17 protein-coding genes are annotated in these 15802 nt (G+C 57.4%); 7 read left to right on the plus strand and 10 right to left on the minus strand.

Annotation, left to right across the window (positions count from 1 at the left end):
• Nucleotides 1-570: NIL domain-containing protein (locus tag KHQ28_RS00005; RefSeq protein WP_323131590.1), on the plus strand; the 570-nt coding region annotated here is incomplete at its 5' end.
• On the plus strand, nt 563-1231 hold the full coding sequence (locus tag KHQ28_RS00010; RefSeq protein ID WP_002902397.1) for a methionine ABC transporter permease: 669 nt from the start codon (nt 563-565) through the stop codon (nt 1229-1231). The genes KHQ28_RS00005 and KHQ28_RS00010, both read left to right, overlap by 8 nt.
• A 28-nt stretch (nt 1232-1259) precedes the next feature.
• Here KHQ28_RS00010 and KHQ28_RS00015 read toward each other — a convergent pair whose 3' ends face one another.
• The 3 genes from KHQ28_RS00015 to KHQ28_RS00025 all read right to left on the minus strand — a co-directional run bounded on the left by KHQ28_RS00015 (nt 1260) and on the right by KHQ28_RS00025 (nt 3843).
• Nucleotides 1260-2459 (minus strand): amino acid aminotransferase, encoded by a 1200-nt coding sequence (locus KHQ28_RS00015; RefSeq protein ID WP_004190464.1) that lies wholly within the window; start codon nt 2457-2459, stop codon nt 1260-1262.
• 38 nt (nt 2460-2497) lie between these two features.
• Nucleotides 2498-3112 (minus strand): YitT family protein, encoded by a 615-nt coding sequence (locus KHQ28_RS00020; protein ID WP_004176405.1) that lies wholly within the window; start codon nt 3110-3112, stop codon nt 2498-2500.
• Between the two features lie 251 nt (nt 3113-3363).
• On the minus strand, nt 3364-3843 hold the full coding sequence (locus tag KHQ28_RS00025; RefSeq protein ID WP_002902405.1) for an Lrp/AsnC family transcriptional regulator: 480 nt from the start codon (nt 3841-3843) through the stop codon (nt 3364-3366).
• Nucleotides 3844-4177: 334 nt separating this feature from the next.
• Between KHQ28_RS00025 and KHQ28_RS00030 the strand changes: the two genes are divergently transcribed.
• Both KHQ28_RS00030 and KHQ28_RS00035 read left to right on the plus strand, forming a co-directional pair.
• The gene (locus KHQ28_RS00030; RefSeq protein ID WP_020324649.1) at nt 4178-5557 is read left to right on the plus strand and encodes an amino acid permease; all 1380 of its coding nucleotides are present in this window, start codon (nt 4178-4180) and stop codon (nt 5555-5557) included.
• Between the two features lie 250 nt (nt 5558-5807).
• Nucleotides 5808-6554, plus strand: a complete 747-nt coding sequence (locus KHQ28_RS00035; RefSeq protein ID WP_032419040.1) for a hypothetical protein — start codon at nt 5808-5810, stop codon at nt 6552-6554.
• Nucleotides 6555-6665: 111 nt separating this feature from the next.
• On the opposite strand, the gene KHQ28_RS00040 is transcribed toward KHQ28_RS00035, so the two are convergent.
• From KHQ28_RS00040 to KHQ28_RS00050, 3 genes are all read right to left on the minus strand, one after another.
• A complete protein-coding gene (locus KHQ28_RS00040) occupies nt 6666-6860 on the minus strand; it encodes a hypothetical protein (RefSeq protein WP_004176404.1) in 195 nt (64 codons plus the stop codon).
• Nucleotides 6861-7096: 236 nt separating this feature from the next.
• Nucleotides 7097-8215: an oxidoreductase gene (locus KHQ28_RS00045; protein ID WP_020803981.1), complete on the minus strand. Its 1119-nt coding sequence runs from the start codon at nt 8213-8215 to the stop codon at nt 7097-7099.
• Nucleotides 8178-8921, minus strand: a complete 744-nt coding sequence (locus tag KHQ28_RS00050; protein WP_032419484.1) for a DeoR/GlpR family DNA-binding transcription regulator — start codon at nt 8919-8921, stop codon at nt 8178-8180. Before KHQ28_RS00050 ends, KHQ28_RS00045 begins: the two co-directional genes overlap by 38 nt.
• 278 nt (nt 8922-9199) lie before the next feature.
• Here KHQ28_RS00050 and zntB point away from each other — a divergent pair, with 278 nt between their 5' ends.
• The 3 genes from zntB to dbpA all read left to right on the plus strand — a co-directional run bounded on the left by zntB (nt 9200) and on the right by dbpA (nt 12082).
• Entirely contained in the window at nt 9200-10183 is a 984-nt protein-coding gene (zntB, locus tag KHQ28_RS00055; RefSeq protein ID WP_004148192.1) for a zinc transporter ZntB, read from the plus strand.
• Between the two features lie 316 nt (nt 10184-10499).
• The gene (locus KHQ28_RS29535; RefSeq protein ID WP_049245346.1) at nt 10500-10694 is read left to right on the plus strand and encodes a hypothetical protein; all 195 of its coding nucleotides are present in this window, start codon (nt 10500-10502) and stop codon (nt 10692-10694) included.
• A gap of 14 nt (nt 10695-10708) precedes the next feature.
• Entirely contained in the window at nt 10709-12082 is a 1374-nt protein-coding gene (gene dbpA / locus KHQ28_RS00060; protein WP_032419039.1) for an ATP-dependent RNA helicase DbpA, read from the plus strand.
• Nucleotides 12083-12127: 45 nt separating this feature from the next.
• Here the strand turns inward: dbpA and ttcA are convergent, their stop codons facing one another.
• From ttcA to ompK37, 4 genes are all read right to left on the minus strand, one after another.
• The gene (ttcA, locus tag KHQ28_RS00065; RefSeq protein WP_002902422.1) at nt 12128-13063 is read right to left on the minus strand and encodes a tRNA 2-thiocytidine(32) synthetase TtcA; all 936 of its coding nucleotides are present in this window, start codon (nt 13061-13063) and stop codon (nt 12128-12130) included.
• Between the two features lie 233 nt (nt 13064-13296).
• On the minus strand, nt 13297-13731 hold the full coding sequence (uspF, locus tag KHQ28_RS00070; protein ID WP_004140161.1) for a universal stress protein UspF: 435 nt from the start codon (nt 13729-13731) through the stop codon (nt 13297-13299).
• Nucleotides 13732-13812: 81 nt separating this feature from the next.
• Nucleotides 13813-14025, minus strand: a complete 213-nt coding sequence (locus KHQ28_RS00075) for a KTSC domain-containing protein (RefSeq protein ID WP_002902432.1) — start codon at nt 14023-14025, stop codon at nt 13813-13815.
• A 143-nt stretch (nt 14026-14168) separates the two neighbouring features.
• On the minus strand, nt 14169-15293 hold the full coding sequence (ompK37, locus tag KHQ28_RS00080; protein ID WP_004176397.1) for a porin OmpK37: 1125 nt from the start codon (nt 15291-15293) through the stop codon (nt 14169-14171).
• Nucleotides 15294-15802: the final 509 nt, after the last annotated feature.

Below are 15802 nucleotides of genomic sequence, written 5' to 3' on the forward strand. Positions count from 1 at the left end.
GTCGGTATTGCCCGGGCGCTGGCCACCAACCCGTCGGTCCTTCTGTGCGATGAAGCCACCTCGGCGCTCGACCCCCACACTACGGTGCAGATCTTACTGCTTTTGCAGGAGATTAATCGTCGGTATGGCATCACCATCGTACTGATCACCCATGAGATGTCGGTGATCCAGAAAATCTGTCACAAGGTGGCGGTGATGCAGGCGGGCCGTATCGTTGAGCAGGGGACGGTTTTCGACCTCTTTGCCCAGCCGCAGCATCCGGTAACGGCCAGTTTCGTGCAGTCGGTGGTGCACGACCGCCTGCCGCAGCGGGTGGCGTCGCTCCTGCAGCGCGATAACGGCGCCCGGGCTTTACGCCTCGAATTTGTCGGCGCGACGGCGCAGCAGCCGATTATTAACCACCTGATCCGCGAGTATGCTGTCGAGGTGAATATCCTGTTTGCCAGCATGTCTGAAGTTCAGGGCCGGATTCTGGGATTTATGATTGTGCAGCTTCTCGGCGAGCCTGACGAAACCGAACGCGCCATCACCCATCTGGTCGATGCAGGAGTGAAAATCACCCATGTTTGATCTTATTGATACCGCCATCACCGGCGATCAGTTTCTGCTGGCGCTGCATGACACGCTGATTATGGTCGCCGTCTCGCTGGGCTTTGGCGCGCTGATCGGCGTCCCACTGGGGATTGTGCTGGTGGTTTGCCGTCCCGGCGGCATCGTGGCCAACCCGGTGGTGCATCAGGCGCTGAATCCGCTGATTAACGTGCTGCGCTCGCTGCCGTTTATCATTTTGCTGATTGTGATCCTGCCCTTTACCAGACTGCTGGTGGGCACCACTATCGGCACCGCGGGAGCCATCGTGCCGCTGATCGTCTTTGTCGCCCCCTACATTGCCCGATTAGTGGAGAGCTCGTTGCTGGAGGTGGATGAGGGGATCCTCGAGGCCGCGGACGCCATGGGCGCAACCCCGCTGCAGACTGTCTGGCACTTTATGCTGCCGGAGGCGGCGGCATCGCTGATTCTGGCCCTCACCACGGCGACCATCGGTCTGCTCGGCGCCACAGCCATGGCGGGTACAGTGGGCGGCGGGGGAATCGGGGATCTGGCTATTACCTATGGCTATCAGCGCTTCGACGCTTTCGCCACCCTCACTACCGCCCTGGTGCTGATTGTGATTGTCCAGCTTATTCAGACGCTGGGGACCCGCCTGGCTCGCCGGCTGCGTCGCGATTAATCGCTCTACCGCGCCGGGGTTGACCCGGCTAGCGTGCGCAGACCGCGGCGAAGGCGCTGGCTACCCGCGCAATATTGCCGTGGTTGAGCCCGGCCACGCAGACCCGACCGCTGGCGATCAGATAGATGCCATGCTCTTGACGCAGAACGTCTACCTGATCGGCGCTAAAGCCGGTGTAACTGAACATGCCGCGCTGGGTCAGCAGATAGGAAAAATCCCCCGCCGGCAGGGCTGCCTGCAGGGCCTTCACCAGCGCGACGCGCATGGCGCTGATGCGGGTGCGCATGGCCTCCACTTCTTCCTGCCACAGGGCATTCAGCTCGGGATCGTTGAGCACCTGCGACACCACCTGGGCGCCAAACCCCGGCGGGCTGGAGTAGTTGCGGCGCACGGTGGCTTTCAACTGGCCCAGCACGCGCCCAGCGGCATCGGCGTTGTCACAGACCACCGACAGGCCGCCGACGCGCTCGCCGTACAGCGAAAAAATCTTCGAGAACGAGTTGCTGACCAGCGCCGTCAGCCCGGCGCTGGCGATGGCGCGAATGGCATAGGCATCCTCGTCCAGTCCGCGGCCGAAGCCCTGGTAGGCGATATCAAGGAATGGGATCAGCTCCCTGCCGATCAGCACCTCAATCACGCGATCCCACTGCTCGCGGGTGAGATCGGCCCCCGTCGGGTTATGGCAGCAAGGGTGAAGCAGCACAATGCTGCGCGGCGGCAGCTGCTGGAGGGCGGCGAGCATAGCGGGGAAATTCACCCCGCGGGTGGCGCTGTCGAACCAGGGATAGGTATGTACCTCAAAGCCGGCGCCGGCAAAGATGGCAACGTGGTTCTCCCAGGTTGGATCGCTGACCCAGACCGCGGAGTCGGGGAAGTAGCGCTTGAGGAAATCAGCGCCCACCTTTAGCGCGCCGGAGCCCCCCAGTGTCTGGATGGTGGCGATGCGTCCGGCACGCAACGCCGGATGATTGTCGCCAAACAGCAGGGTCTGGACCGCGCGGCGATAGGGCGCCAGCCCCTCCATCGGCAGATAAAGGCTGGCCTTTTGCTGCTGACTCTGCAGCCGGTCAGCGGCCTGACGGACCGCCTCCAGCTGAGGAATGATGGCCTGCTCGTTATAGTACAGCCCGATGCTGAGGTTAACTTTGTCTGCCCGGGGATCCTGTTGAAAGGCTTCCATCAGCGACAGGATAGGATCGCCCGCATAGGCGTCAACGTTCTGAAACACAGTGGTTACTCCTGAAATGACCGTCAAAGGTGAAGCCATTACACCGCATAGCGTCCGGGGCGGTGGTTCATGGCGATAATCGAATTCAAAATCACGGCGCCGAGGACAGAGACCAGCAGCATCGGCAGGCTAACCACCCACAGCGAGGCGGTGACGATGCAGGCGTCAACCACCATCTGGAATTTACCGGCGCGGATGCCGCTTTTATCCTGCAGATAGAGGGCCAGAATATTGACGCCGCCGAGACTCGCTTTATGGCGGAACAGCACCACAAAGCCGATGCCGACCATGATGTTGCCGAAGAGGGTGGCGTAATAGGGGTTCAGGCGATCGACATGGATAAAGTAGCCGTGCAGGTCGGAGAACAGCGACACCAGTCCGACCGCGCAGAAGGTTTTCAGCGTGAAGGCGGCGCCCATCCGCCTGACGGAGAGCCAGTAGAAGGGCAGATTAATGGCGAAGAAAACCACGCCGAACGGCAAGTGGGTGGCGTAGTGGATCAGAAAGGCCATGCCCGCCGTCCCGCCGGTCAGGGCGCCAGCCTGGCGAAAGAGGATAATGCCAAAGGAGATCATCAGCGTGCCGAACAGCAGCGCCAGGGCATCCTCCAGCCAGGTGTGGGTCAGTTTTTCAGGGGAAAGGACGTTATCCATAAATAAGCACTATCTTTTCGTTAACAAGGATAAGCTCTTGTTTGCAAAAATCGCACCAGAGGAGCGTGCCCTGGCGAGCGTTTGCGGAAAAAATAGCCGTGGTTTAGCCTAACCTGTTGTTCTGACAGGAAGAGAAAATTGCACGGGTCGTGCGTTTTATGGTTTCCGAATGCGTGAATTGTGCGAATTTGCCGCTTGTCGCGTATTGTCTGGCCCCGCGTCTGCACCAGCGCAGGGCACTGTGCCCCGGTTCAGCGCAGCGGGGTCGTGCCCGGCATCAGCTGGCCGTTCTCTTTCAGGCGGTTGAGCACGACGGCGGTTTTCAGATGGGCCACCCCTTTGTTTTGCGCCAGAATATGGCTGATCAAATGGCTCAGACCGGGCAGGTCCGGGACCGTTACCCGCAGCAGATAATCGGCGTCGCCGGTGGTTTTCCAGGCGTCCAGAATGGCGTCCACTTCACTGAGCATCTGATGAAAGCTCTCCACGCATTGCGGGGTGTGATTCAGCAGACGCACCTCAATCAGGCCAAGCATCTCCTGCCCGGCTGCATCCGGCGCCAGACGCGCATGGTAGCCGAGGATAAGCTGTGCCTGTTCAAGGGCGATACGGCGGCGCGAACACTGGGAAGCGGACAGGCCGATAAGCTCGCTCAGCTCCTGATTGGTTAAACGGCCATTGGCCTGCAGCAGGGTAAGTATTTTCAGATCATAGTCGTCGATGTTGTACATAGTGGCCACTAGCGGAACGTAAAAGTGGCTACCAGCCTAACAGTTTTTTGCCTGGCGTGAAGCCTGAGCGGACGGCGGCAAACCGGATGCACCAAAACGGGTCAGGTTCATGCATTAATCCGCTCTTTTTCTCATGAACTGTGCGTTATCTGGCCAGTTTTCGCGTGTGATGCGCCAGGTCGGCGCCGACATGACCAGCTACCGGAACTGATTTGAAAAGAATATTTGAATATATTTCAATTAATTAATTTTTGTCTGACGCTGCAAGGCGCTCCGCTGGCCTGAAAGTTGCTACCGGCGAACGTGACTTTTTACAGACAGGGGCAGGTCAGAGATGACAACGCAGCAAGAGCATCAGTTAAAACGCGGGTTAAAAAACCGCCACATCCAGTTGATCGCCCTCGGGGGGGCGGTCGGCACCGGACTGTTTTTAGGTATCGCGCAAACGATCCGTATGGCAGGCCCGTCGGTCCTGCTGGGGTACGCCATCGCCGGGGTTATCGCTTTCTTTATCATGCGTCAGCTTGGCGAAATGGTGGTAGAGGAGCCGGTGGCGGGGTCGTTCAGCCATTTCGCCAACCGCTACTGGGGGCCCTTCGCCGGGTTTATGTCCGGCTGGAATTACTGGGTGTTGTACGTGCTGGTAAGCATGGCGGAGCTGACGGCGGTGGGGATCTATATTCAGTACTGGTGGCCGGAGGTACCCGCCTGGCTGTCGGCGGCGATCTTCTTCGTGGCGATCAACGCCATCAACCTGACGCACGTCAAAGTGTATGGCGAGCTGGAGTTCTGGTTCTCGATTGTCAAAGTGGCCGCCATCATCAGCATGATCGCCTTTGGTTGCTATCTGTTATTTAGCGGTCACGGCGGCCCGGCGGCGACGGTGGCCAACCTGTGGCAGGACGGGGGATTTTTCCCTAACGGCATCACGGGCTTGGTGATGGCCATGGCGGTGATCATGTTCTCCTTCGGCGGGCTTGAGCTGGTGGGGATCACCGCGGCGGAAGCCGACGAACCGCATAAAACCATTCCCAAAGCCACCAACCAGGTGATCTACCGTATTCTGCTGTTTTACGTGGGGTCGCTGGCGGTCCTGATGTCACTCTACCCGTGGCGGAACGTCGTGGAAGGGGGAAGCCCCTTTGTGCTGATCTTTCACGCCATTGACAGCAATATTGTGGCCAACGCCCTCAATCTGGTGGTGCTCACCGCCGCGCTGTCGGTCTACAACAGCTGCGTCTACTGCAACAGCCGGATGCTGTTCGGCCTGGCTCAGCAGGGCAACGCCCCGCGTGCGCTGCTGCGGGTGAACCACCGCGGGATCCCATTGACCGCCCTGGCGGTATCCGCCGTCGCCACGGCGCTTTGCGTGGTGATTAACTATGTGATGCCCGGGAAAGCCTTTGCCCTGCTGATGGCCCTGGTGGTGGCCGCCCTGGTCATCAACTGGGCGATGATCTGCATCACTCATCTTAAGTTCCGCCGCGCCATGCAGCGGGCGGGGAAGGTAACGGCTTTCCAGAGTTTCGCCTATCCCCTGACAAACTGGCTGTGTCTGCTGTTTCTCGCCGCGATCCTCGGGGTGATGTATCTGACCCCGGACATCCGCATCTCCGTCTGCCTGATCCCGGTATGGCTGCTGATCCTTGCTGCAGGCTATCTGCTGCGCAGGAAAAGCGCGCCGGCGCCGGTGGCGGCGCTTGAGGAGCGTTAATCTGCGACGCCCTGCCTGGCGGCAGGGCGATATTATGGCGCTGAAAATATATAGCGCCAATATATAGGATGGTTTATATAATTACGATAAATGATAACTAACAATATCACGCTGAATATAAATTAGAATGTGAGGAGACCGCGCGCTTTTTATTGATCTTGCGTATCGCTTTGCTACTATCCAGCCGGCATTGAGACTGGATTTAATAATGCCTGGAAATGGAATAGTAAAAACCATAATGGAGTAGGGTATGAAGCATGTGCACAAGCTGGCCTGGATTGGCCTGTTCGTTAATATTATTTTCTGTTTTGTCGCGCGTAATTTATTACTCGATGAAGGACAACTGAATTTCCATCGTGGGGTGGACAGCATGTGGTCCTGGCTGGTGCTGGCCCTGTTTATTGCCGTGGTGGTTCAGGCGATCAGCATAATGCTGTCAGGCCGCTACCCTTATCTGGCCATCGTCCTGGCGTTTGTTGGCGGCATCGTGATGGTGCCCGCCAGCGTGATCTTTCTGGTGGGTAGCCTGTTCAGCTTGCAAACGCGGATTAATGCCGGATTTACGCCCTGGCGATCAACCACGGCAGTGGGCGAGGCTGATAACCAGCAGCTATTAACCTTTAATGCCTCAGGCTTTTATCCCCAAGGGGCGCTGGCACTCATCGCCGGGATCATTATTTTAATGATTGGCATGGGTATAGGCGGAGTATTTATTGCCGCCGGTATTGTTGCGCTGTGCAATGGCTATCGTCTGCAAAATCGGGTGGTGATTGGCGTGAGCGGCGAGTCGATGATATTTACGCCGGGGCTCTATGCCGATACCTACGTTATTCCCTTGCGGGATGTTGCCGTAGTTGAACGCAGCAATAATGATGCGAAAGTCCGGCTGCTGATCCGTTCCAGCGGCAGAAGCTTCACGTTGCGTAAAAAACTGCTCGCCGGCGATAAGGTTAATGACGCCTTCGCCGCCATTCTGGCAAAACTGACTACCGTTTAACGCTGGCAGAATAGAGAAGCCGCCAGGCGGCGCGAGGCGTCCTGGCGGTGAAAGGTGGGTTAGCCTGCGCGGCTACCGCACCAGCTTGTCTCTTACGAACAGCACTGCCTGTTAATCCACGTTAGTAAAATAATCGCGCGCGGCGGTCTCGACGCGTTTCGCATCCAGCCCGGTCTTCTCAGTGATCTGTTCGATAAACGATTTAAATTTTTCGCTCATCACGTTACCCCCTTCCCAGTGGGCGACGTAAAATTTGCACTGATAGCGATAAAAATGGAGAGTGGTATCTCCTAACGTGTAATACATGCGCTTCTCCTGTCCGGTAGTACGGTTGCCGCGTCCACAGCGTCAGCAACCTCTTTCTCATTACGATCGATCTGCATTCTATCCTCCTCCCAATTGGCTGAAATTTCCAGCGGTGCTTTGCGCCATGGAGCAGGATAAAGCAATGTTAATCTGCGGATAGATAGTGATTTTTTCTAAGGTGGCGCAAAAGTACCGGTTACCTGCGGGCCGCGCAGGTAACCGGAGAACAGGGCGGATTAGCGCAGCGTGTTGCGCTCGTCGTCGGACAGGTCCAGGGTCTGCACCATACCACTTTCAGCAGAGCGCACCGCCGCTTCCAGAACGGCCATCACCGCCAGCGCTTCCACCGGCGGCACCGGATTGGCGATCTGGCCCTTCAGCGCATCGCGGATCAGCATATAGTACTGGCGCTGATCGCCCTGCGGGGTAGCCTGCGCGTGGGCCTGCAGCGAGGCATCATAGATAACCAGCGGGTCGTCATCCTGGCCCCAGTCGGCGCTGCCCGGAACCACGCCCGCCAGCAGCTGGCTCTCCTGTTGGTCGGCCCGCGCTTTGATAACGCTACCTTTATCGCCGTGCACGGTGAAGCGCGACGAGCCGCCCGCGACCAGCATGCTGCAGTGCAGGATCACTTTATGCGCCGGGTAGTTTAATACCACATGCGCCCAGTCGTTGATCTCCGCCCCGTCGCGCAGGGTGGCTATGTTACCTTGCACCGACTGCGGCAAACCAAATAGCTGCAGCGCCTGGTCGATCAGGTGCGGCCCCAGGTCGAACCACAAGCCGCTGCCCGGGACGTTCTGCTCGCGCCAGCGCACGCGGACTTCCGGGCGGAAGCGGTCGAAATGCGACTCGAAGTGTTTCACCGCGCCGAGGGTGCCTTGCTCAATCACCTGACGGATCCCGAGATAGTCGCTGTCCCAGCGGCGGTTATGGAAGACGGAGAGCAGACGCTGTTTCTCCTCCGCCAGGGCGATCAGCTCCCGGGCCTCCTGCATATCGAGGGTAAAGGGCTTATCCACCACCACATGTTTGCCGGCGTTCAGCGCCAGGCGGGCCAGCGGGGCGTGCGTGGCGTTAGGGGAGGCGATGACCACCAGGTCAACGTCCGGATGCTGGACCGCTGCTTCCGGGGAGGCGATCACCGTGACGTCCGGCAGGTCGCGTTTGACCTTCTCTTCATCGCGGGAAGCGACGAACGCCAGGTTCAGCCCCGGCACCGAACGGATAAGCGGCGCGTGGAAGGTCTTACCGACGAATCCGTAGCCAATCAGGGCGATATTTATCGTGTTGTTACTCATCAGGTTCTCCACGTTGTTAAGCGTCAGCAATATGTACAGAGAGGGCGGGGTCATCCCCCAGCTCAGCCCAGAGACGATCAAGAAAAAGATGGTGAATGTCGCTGAGCCCGGCCACCCGCCACGGTTCGCAGCGGTTGAGTTTGGTATGGTCCGCCACCAGCCAGTGCTCGGCGCTGGCGGCCAGCATGGCGCGTTTAACGTCGGCATCAGCCTCCTGGCTGGCGCTCAGACCCAGCCCGGCATGGAGCGCGCAGGCGCCGAGAATGGCGATATCGGCCCGGTAGCGGCTGACCAGCGACAGGGTGGCGCTGCCGGCGAACAGCCGTTGTTTACTATCCCACTGGCCACCAAGCAGGATCAGCTGGATATCGGCACGGTCGCTGAACAGCTGAGCGATATCCAGAGAAGCCGTGATCACGGTCAACGGCCCTTTCAGCTGGGCTGCCACCGCCAGCAGCGTGCTTCCGGCGTCGAGAAACAGCGTCGAGCCAGAGGGAATGCGCGCGGCGACCTGCTGACCCAGGCGCTGCTTGGTCTGGGTGAGAAGAGCGTTTCTGCCCTGGCTCGTCATGGCCGGGACGTTAAGGGCGATGGCCCCGCCGTGGCTTTTCTGCAGCACGCCCTGTTGTTCCAGGTCGCTCAGATCGCGGCGAATGGTATCGGCCGACACCTGCAGCTCTGCAACCAGTTCGCTAATGCTCAGCTGACCGGTTTCGCTAAGCCTGTCGAGAATATGTTTTTGCCTGGCGAGCTTATGCATGGCCATTGACTCCGCAAATTAACGCAATAAACAGCATAATACAGCAAGAAGTTGCAAAATAAACGGCAAAACGTCGCTCTGTATGTGTTGAATCGTGAAGAACTTGATTTCACTAAGTTTTAACGTTAAATGAGGGGAGCGCCGCGACCGGGGCGAATGCGCTTTTCAATGAAGCGACTAGGCCTGTATTTCCGGGTCATTAAAAGCAAGAATGCGCGCTTTCGCGTACCTTATAGAGAAGGCGTGTAATTTAGCAGATATGGATTAACGGAGGTTGAGTGGACGCGATTAAAGGCTCGGAGTTGCAGATACCGGACGCGATCTTCGCGTGGGTGCTCGACGGGCAGGGGGGCGTTAAGCCGCTCGCCGATGACGATATTATCGACAAAGACAAGCCTTGCTGGCTGCATCTCAACTATACCCATAGCGACAGCGCCGACTGGCTGGCGGCCACCCCGTTGCTGCCCAATAACGTACGCGATGCCCTGGCGGGGGAGAGCACCCGGCCGCGGGTGACGCGGATCGGTGACGGGGCGCTGATCACCCTGCGCTGTATCAACGGCAGTACCGATGAGCGGCCCGACCAGCTGGTGGCGATGCGCCTGTATATGGATGAGCGGCTGATCGTCTCCACTCGTCAGCGCAAAGTACTGGCGCTGGACGATGTGCTGGGCGACCTGAAGGAAGGTAATGGCCCGACGGACGGCGGCAGCTGGCTGGTGGAGGTCTGCGATGCGTTGACCGATCATGCCAGCGAGTTTATCGAACAACTGCACGATCGCATTATCGACCTGGAAGACGACCTGCTCGATCAGCAGGTGCCGCCGCGCGGATTTCTCGCGCTGCTGCGTAAGCAGCTGATTGTGATGCGCCGCTATATGGCGCCGCAGCGCGACGTTTATGCCCGGCTGGCCAGCGAGCGGCTGCCGTGGATGAGTGACGATCAGCGGCGGCGAATGCAGGATATCGCCGAGCGGCTGGGGCGCGGTCTGGATGAGATCGACAGCTGTATCGCGCGGACGGCGATCATGAGCGACGAGATCGCCCAGATTATGCAGGAGTCGCTGGCGCGGCGGACCTATACCATGTCATTGATGGCGATGGTGTTTCTACCCAGCACCTTTTTAACCGGCCTGTTCGGCGTCAACCTCGGCGGGATCCCTGGCAACAGCTGGCATCTGGGGTTTAGCCTTTTCTGCTTGATGTTAGTCGTTGTCATCGGTGGTGTTGCGTGGTGGTTACATCGCAGTAAATGGCTGTAAAGAATCGCCTTTTAGCGGCCGTAGTGCCGGGAAAACCCGGCAATGTTTGAGCGAAATCAATAAACCATCTACCCATTCAGGGCAATATCTCTCTCGCAGGTGAATGCAACGTCAAGCGATGGGCGTTGCGCTCCATATTGTCTTACTTCCTTTTTTGAATTACTGCATAGCACAATTGATTCGTACGACGCCGGCTTTGTTGAGTCGGCTTTTTTTTTGCGCTCTCCGGACCAGCTTCTACCCTTACTAAGACACCCGACGGTTTCTGGCCGTTGACGCCTGCGGGTACGCCCGTATCACTCTCCGGGAGGCCTCTATGTATTACGCTTCAGAGCTGACAGCCCAGTCTATCCCTATCTCGCCCGAGCCGAACGATCCGGCTCCTTTACCCGATCCACGACCGCGTCCGCAGCCCCAGCCCGATCCGCCGCCTGACGAAGAGCCGATTAAATTGTCGCATCAGGCGCGGAGATCTGCGAGGATACGCGCCTGCAGATTGTCTGCCTTTTAATACGAGAATACATTGTGACCGCTTTTTCTATCCTGACTGTTTTACCTGCCGCCCAATTAGCCAACCTTAACGAGCTGGGTTATCTGTCGATGACCCCGGTTCAGGCCGCCGCCCTGCCGGCGATCCTCGCGGGGAAAGATGTGCGCGTGCAGGCAAAAACCGGCAGCGGAAAAACGGCCGCATTTGGGCTGGGTCTGCTGCAGCATATCGATCCGGCGCGCTTCGAGACCCAGTCGCTGGTGTTGTGCCCGACCCGCGAGCTGGCCGATCAGGTCGCCGGCGAGCTGCGCCGCCTGGCGCGCTGCCTGCCGAACATCAAGATTCTGATGCTCTGCGGCGGGCAGCCCTTTGGCGCCCAGCGAGATTCCCTGCAGCATGCCCCGCATATTATCGTCGCCACCCCGGGCCGTCTGCTCGATCATCTGCAGAAGGGAACGGTCTCCCTTGACGCGCTGCAGACCCTGGTGATGGACGAAGCGGACCGCATGCTCGATATGGGCTTTAGCGATGCCATTGATGAGGCGATCCGCTTCGCACCGGCTGACCGGCAGACGCTGCTGTTTTCTGCTACCTGGCCGGCGGCAATCGCGGCGATCAGCGGCCGGGTGCAGCGCAATCCGCAGACCATTGAGATCGACACTGTCGATGCGCTCCCGGCGATTGAGCAGCAGTTCTTTGAAGTTTCCCGCCACGGTAAGATTGCCCTGCTGCAGCGCCTGCTCAGCCAGCATCAGCCGGCATCCTGCGTGGTGTTCTGCAATACCAAACGCGATTGCCAGGCGGTCTGCGATGCGCTCAACGCCGCCGGGCAGAGCGCCTTGTCGCTGCATGGTGACCTTGAGCAGCGCGATCGCGATCAGACGCTGGTGCGCTTCGCTAACGGCAGCGTCCGGGTTCTGGTGGCGACCGACGTCGCTGCCCGCGGTCTGGACATCAAATCCCTGGCGCTGGTGGTGAATTTCGAGCTGGCCTGGGATCCGGAGGTGCATGTTCACCGCATCGGCCGTACCGCCCGCGCCGGTGAACAAGGGCTGGCCATCAGCTTCTGTGCGCCGGAAGAGGCGCAGCGCGCCACTATTCTGGCCGACATGCTGCAGCTTTCCCTGAACTGGCTGCCGGCGCCGACGGGCAACACCATCGCGCCGCTGACGGCGGAGATGGCGACGCTGTGTATCGACGGCGGGAAAAAGGCGAAAATGCGCCCGGGAGATGTGCTGGGAGCCCTGACCGGGGATATGGGCTTTGATGGTGCCGATATCGGCAAAATTACCGTCCACCCGGCCCACGTCTATGTGGCGATCCGCCAGAATATGGCGCAGAAGGCGTATAAGCAGTTACAAAATGGCAAGATCAAAGGTAAATCCTGCCGCGTACGACTGCTGAAGTAAGGGCAGGAGAGTGCGTCTCAGGCGGCTGCCTGAGACGCGTGAGGGTTATTTCACTTCCACCACGTTCAGACGCAGCTCATCGAGACGGGCGTCTTCTTCTTCCGGCTGCCAGCCGGCGGGCTGCAGGGGAATATCTTCCCGGTCAAACGCCAGATCGCCACCATCCACCACCTCTGAGCCGTGGGTGATACCTTTAAAATCAAACAGATTGACGTCGCTCAGGTGCGAAGGCACCACGTTCTGCATCGCGCTGAACATGGTTTCAATGCGCCCAGGATAACGCTTATCCCAGTCGCGGAGCATATCGGCGATCACCTGGCGCTGCAGGTTTGGCTGCGAACCGCACAGGTTGCACGGAATAATCGGGAAGCCTTTGGCCTGGGAGAAGCGCTCGATGTCCTTTTCCCGGCAGTAGGCCAGCGGGCGGATGACGATGTGTTTGCCGTCGTCGCTCATCAGCTTCGGCGGCATCCCTTTCATTTTGCCGCCGTAGAACATATTCAAAAACAGCGTCTGCAGGATATCGTCGCGATGATGGCCGAGGGCGATCTTGGTCGCCCCAAGCTCGGTGGCGGTACGATAGAGGATGCCGCGACGCAGGCGAGAGCACAGCGAGCAGGTGGTTTTTCCTTCCGGGATCTTCTCTTTGACGATGCCGTAGGTGTTCTCTTCGACAATCTTGTATTCAACCCCCAGCTGCTCCAGATACGCCGGCAGAATATGCTCCGGGAACCCTGGCTGCTTCTGATCGAGGTTCACCGCCACCAGCGAGAAGGAGATGGGCGCGCTTTTCTGCAGATTGCGCAGGATCTCCAGCATGGTATAGCTGTCCTTGCCGCCTGAAAGACAAACCATAATGCGGTCGCCCTCTTCAATCATATTGAAGTCGGCAATCGCCTCACCGACGTTGCGGCGCAGACGTTTCTGCAGCTTATCGATGTTGTACTTTTCTTTTTTACTGATTTCTTGGTTTTGCAGCATGTAATAGTGGCTCAATTCATAGTGTGGCATCAGAAGAGCACGCATTCTGCCAGCCGCTGAACAACGTGGCGCTGGCGCGTAGCAATTATTGAGGTTTGACAGGCAACCGTGGCGTGTATGGTACGGATTCAGGGGCGGAATGTCAGCATCTTTCCGGCACTTTCGGCAGCGAGCATCCAGGCGGGGGCGGCTGATGCGGAAATAAAAAGCCCGCCGGGCGGCGGGCTGCGGCGTTAGCGGACCACCAGTACCGAGCACTCGGCGTGACGAACCACCGCGGCGGCGTTGGAGCCCAGCAGATAAGTTGTGATATCCGGCCGGTGCGAAGCGATGATCACCAGGTCGGCTGGCAGCGACTTGGCCAGCGCAAGGATTTTATCTTTTGGCGATCCTTCCGCGACGTGAAAATGCATCCGGTCTTCCGGGATGGAGAACTGCTTCGCGATCTCTTTCAATTGCGTTTCAGAACCCTCACGCAGCTCGTCCATGCCGGGAAGCTCAGCGGTATAGGCCATTCCCAGTGAGGCATAATAGGGCAGAGAAGGGATCACGGTGAGGAAATGCACCTCGGCGTCGTCAATCCGCGCTTCCGATTCAACGTGACTGATAATGCGTTCAGTAAATTCTTTATCAGAGATATCGATAGGGACAAGAATCATTCTGCTCATAAAACCTCCTGTTTTAGTATCCCTTCATATTGTACGGTATTAGGGCACGTTTTGTATCATGACCGCAGTCACACTTTGACATTAACGTAGCTTGCGTTCGGGAAATTTTCCTTTGATCACCCCATCATAATACCGGCCTTTTGACACCACCTGTAAAAAATCATGAAAAATACGCGGTGGGACCCCGGTATATTGTAATGGCGGCTGGTGATAGAAATAGATTTCCAGTGTGGCGGAGGCGTCATCGTAGGCGACGGAGATAATTCGGGAAGATTTTACCGGATGGTGGTGCATGATGGACGTCCTCGGGCAAGCACTGACAGGCCATGACTATATCATTAAACGGACGGCTATTTTAGTCCGCGAGATATAGCGTTTTGTTTTATCTGCAGCGAGGCGGGTGGGGGAAAGCCCGCCGGAACCGGCGGGCAGGCGCATTAGAACTGGTAAACCAGGCCCAGGGCGACGATGTTATCGGTAGAGATACCGTTGTCTTCGTAGAATTTGTCGTTACCATCCAGCAGGTTGATTTTGTAATCAACATAGGTGGACATATTACGGTTGAAGTAATAGGTTGCGCCAACGTCCATATATTTGACCAGATCTTTATCGGCATAGCGGCCGTTATTGTACAGATCTTTGCCTTTGGACTGCAGGTAGGAGATGGCCGGACGCAGGCCGAAGTCGAACTGATACTGCGCGGTGACTTCGAAGTTTTGCGTTTTATTGGCCACGCCGTCATTGCCGTACGGGGTCATATTGCGGGTTTCAGAGTACATGGTCGCCAGGTAGATATCGTTGGCGTCGTACTTCAGGCCGGCGGTCCAGGCTTCCGCTTTATCGCCGCGCGCGTTGGTCTGGGTCATCTGATCGTTAGTACGGTCAGACGAGGTGTAAGCTGCCGCCGCGCTGATACCCATGCCGAAGTCGTAGGAAGTGGAGAGGCCGAAACCATCGCCATTGTCGAAGCGAACATCGCTGTCGCTGCTGCGGTTATTGGTGCCGACGTTGATATCCTGCGCGTTCTGGCCTTCGTTTTTACCCTGATACTGCAGGGCGAAGTTCAGACCCTCCACCAGACCGAAGAAATCGCTGTTGCGGTAGGTTGCGACGCCGTTGGCGCGGCCTGCCATAAAGTTATCCGCATAGGTGTAGGAGTCGCCGCCGAACTCCGGCAGCATATCGGTCCAGCCTTCAACGTCGTACAGCACGCCGTAGTTACGACCGTAGTCGAAGGAGCCGTAATCGCCCACTTTGATACCGGCGAATGCCAGACGGGTCCACGCCTGATCGCTGGAGGTCTCGGTGTTGTTGGCCTGAACGTTATATTCCCACTGGCCATAGCCGGTAAGCATATCGTTGATCTGGGTTTCGCCTTTAAAGCCAAAACGTAAATAAGTTTGATCGCCGTCTTTTTTCGAGTCGCTGGAGAAATAATGCAGACCATCTACCTTGCCATAGAGATCTAATTTATTCCCGTCTTTATTATAAATTTCCGCCGCATGCGCGGCACCGGCGGCTAATAAAGCCGGAATAACGAGGGCCAGTACTTTTCTTTTCATGAAGAAATTCCTTTAACTGTTTTTATGTTTTAACTTCCGGGTGGGAAGTGAACTCATGCTAAAGGAGCGGTCTGAGATCCGGTAAGACTCAATTGTTACGATATAAGTAAAATCTAAAATAAATAATACCAATGAAATGGTGATAATTATGCTGAATGCATTTATAGATAATATACAAAATAAAAATTATACATGCCCGGGCTAATCACGTATTATTTGCGCGTTATATGCCTTTATTGTCATGCCAATAATTTATTGTTGCCGTCTCATTCTGCGGAATGATGTTGTTTATCGGTAAAACGACAAGCCCGAACGTTGTGTTCGGGCTTTTTTTATGGACAAAGGTGACGGGGCGGTTAACCTTCGCTTGGCGATTTCTCCGCTTTGCCAGCCAGCTGGGCGAGGAAGTCATAGCGCTTCTGCAGATCGGCGGCGGCGTCTTTCCATAGCTGCTCCGCCACTTCAGGCTGCTGGGCGTTCAGGCGGCGGAAACGTTGCTCATTCAGCAG

The organism is Klebsiella sp. 28, assembly GCF_018223905.1.
Taxonomy (GTDB): domain Bacteria; phylum Pseudomonadota; class Gammaproteobacteria; order Enterobacterales; family Enterobacteriaceae; genus Klebsiella; species Klebsiella pneumoniae.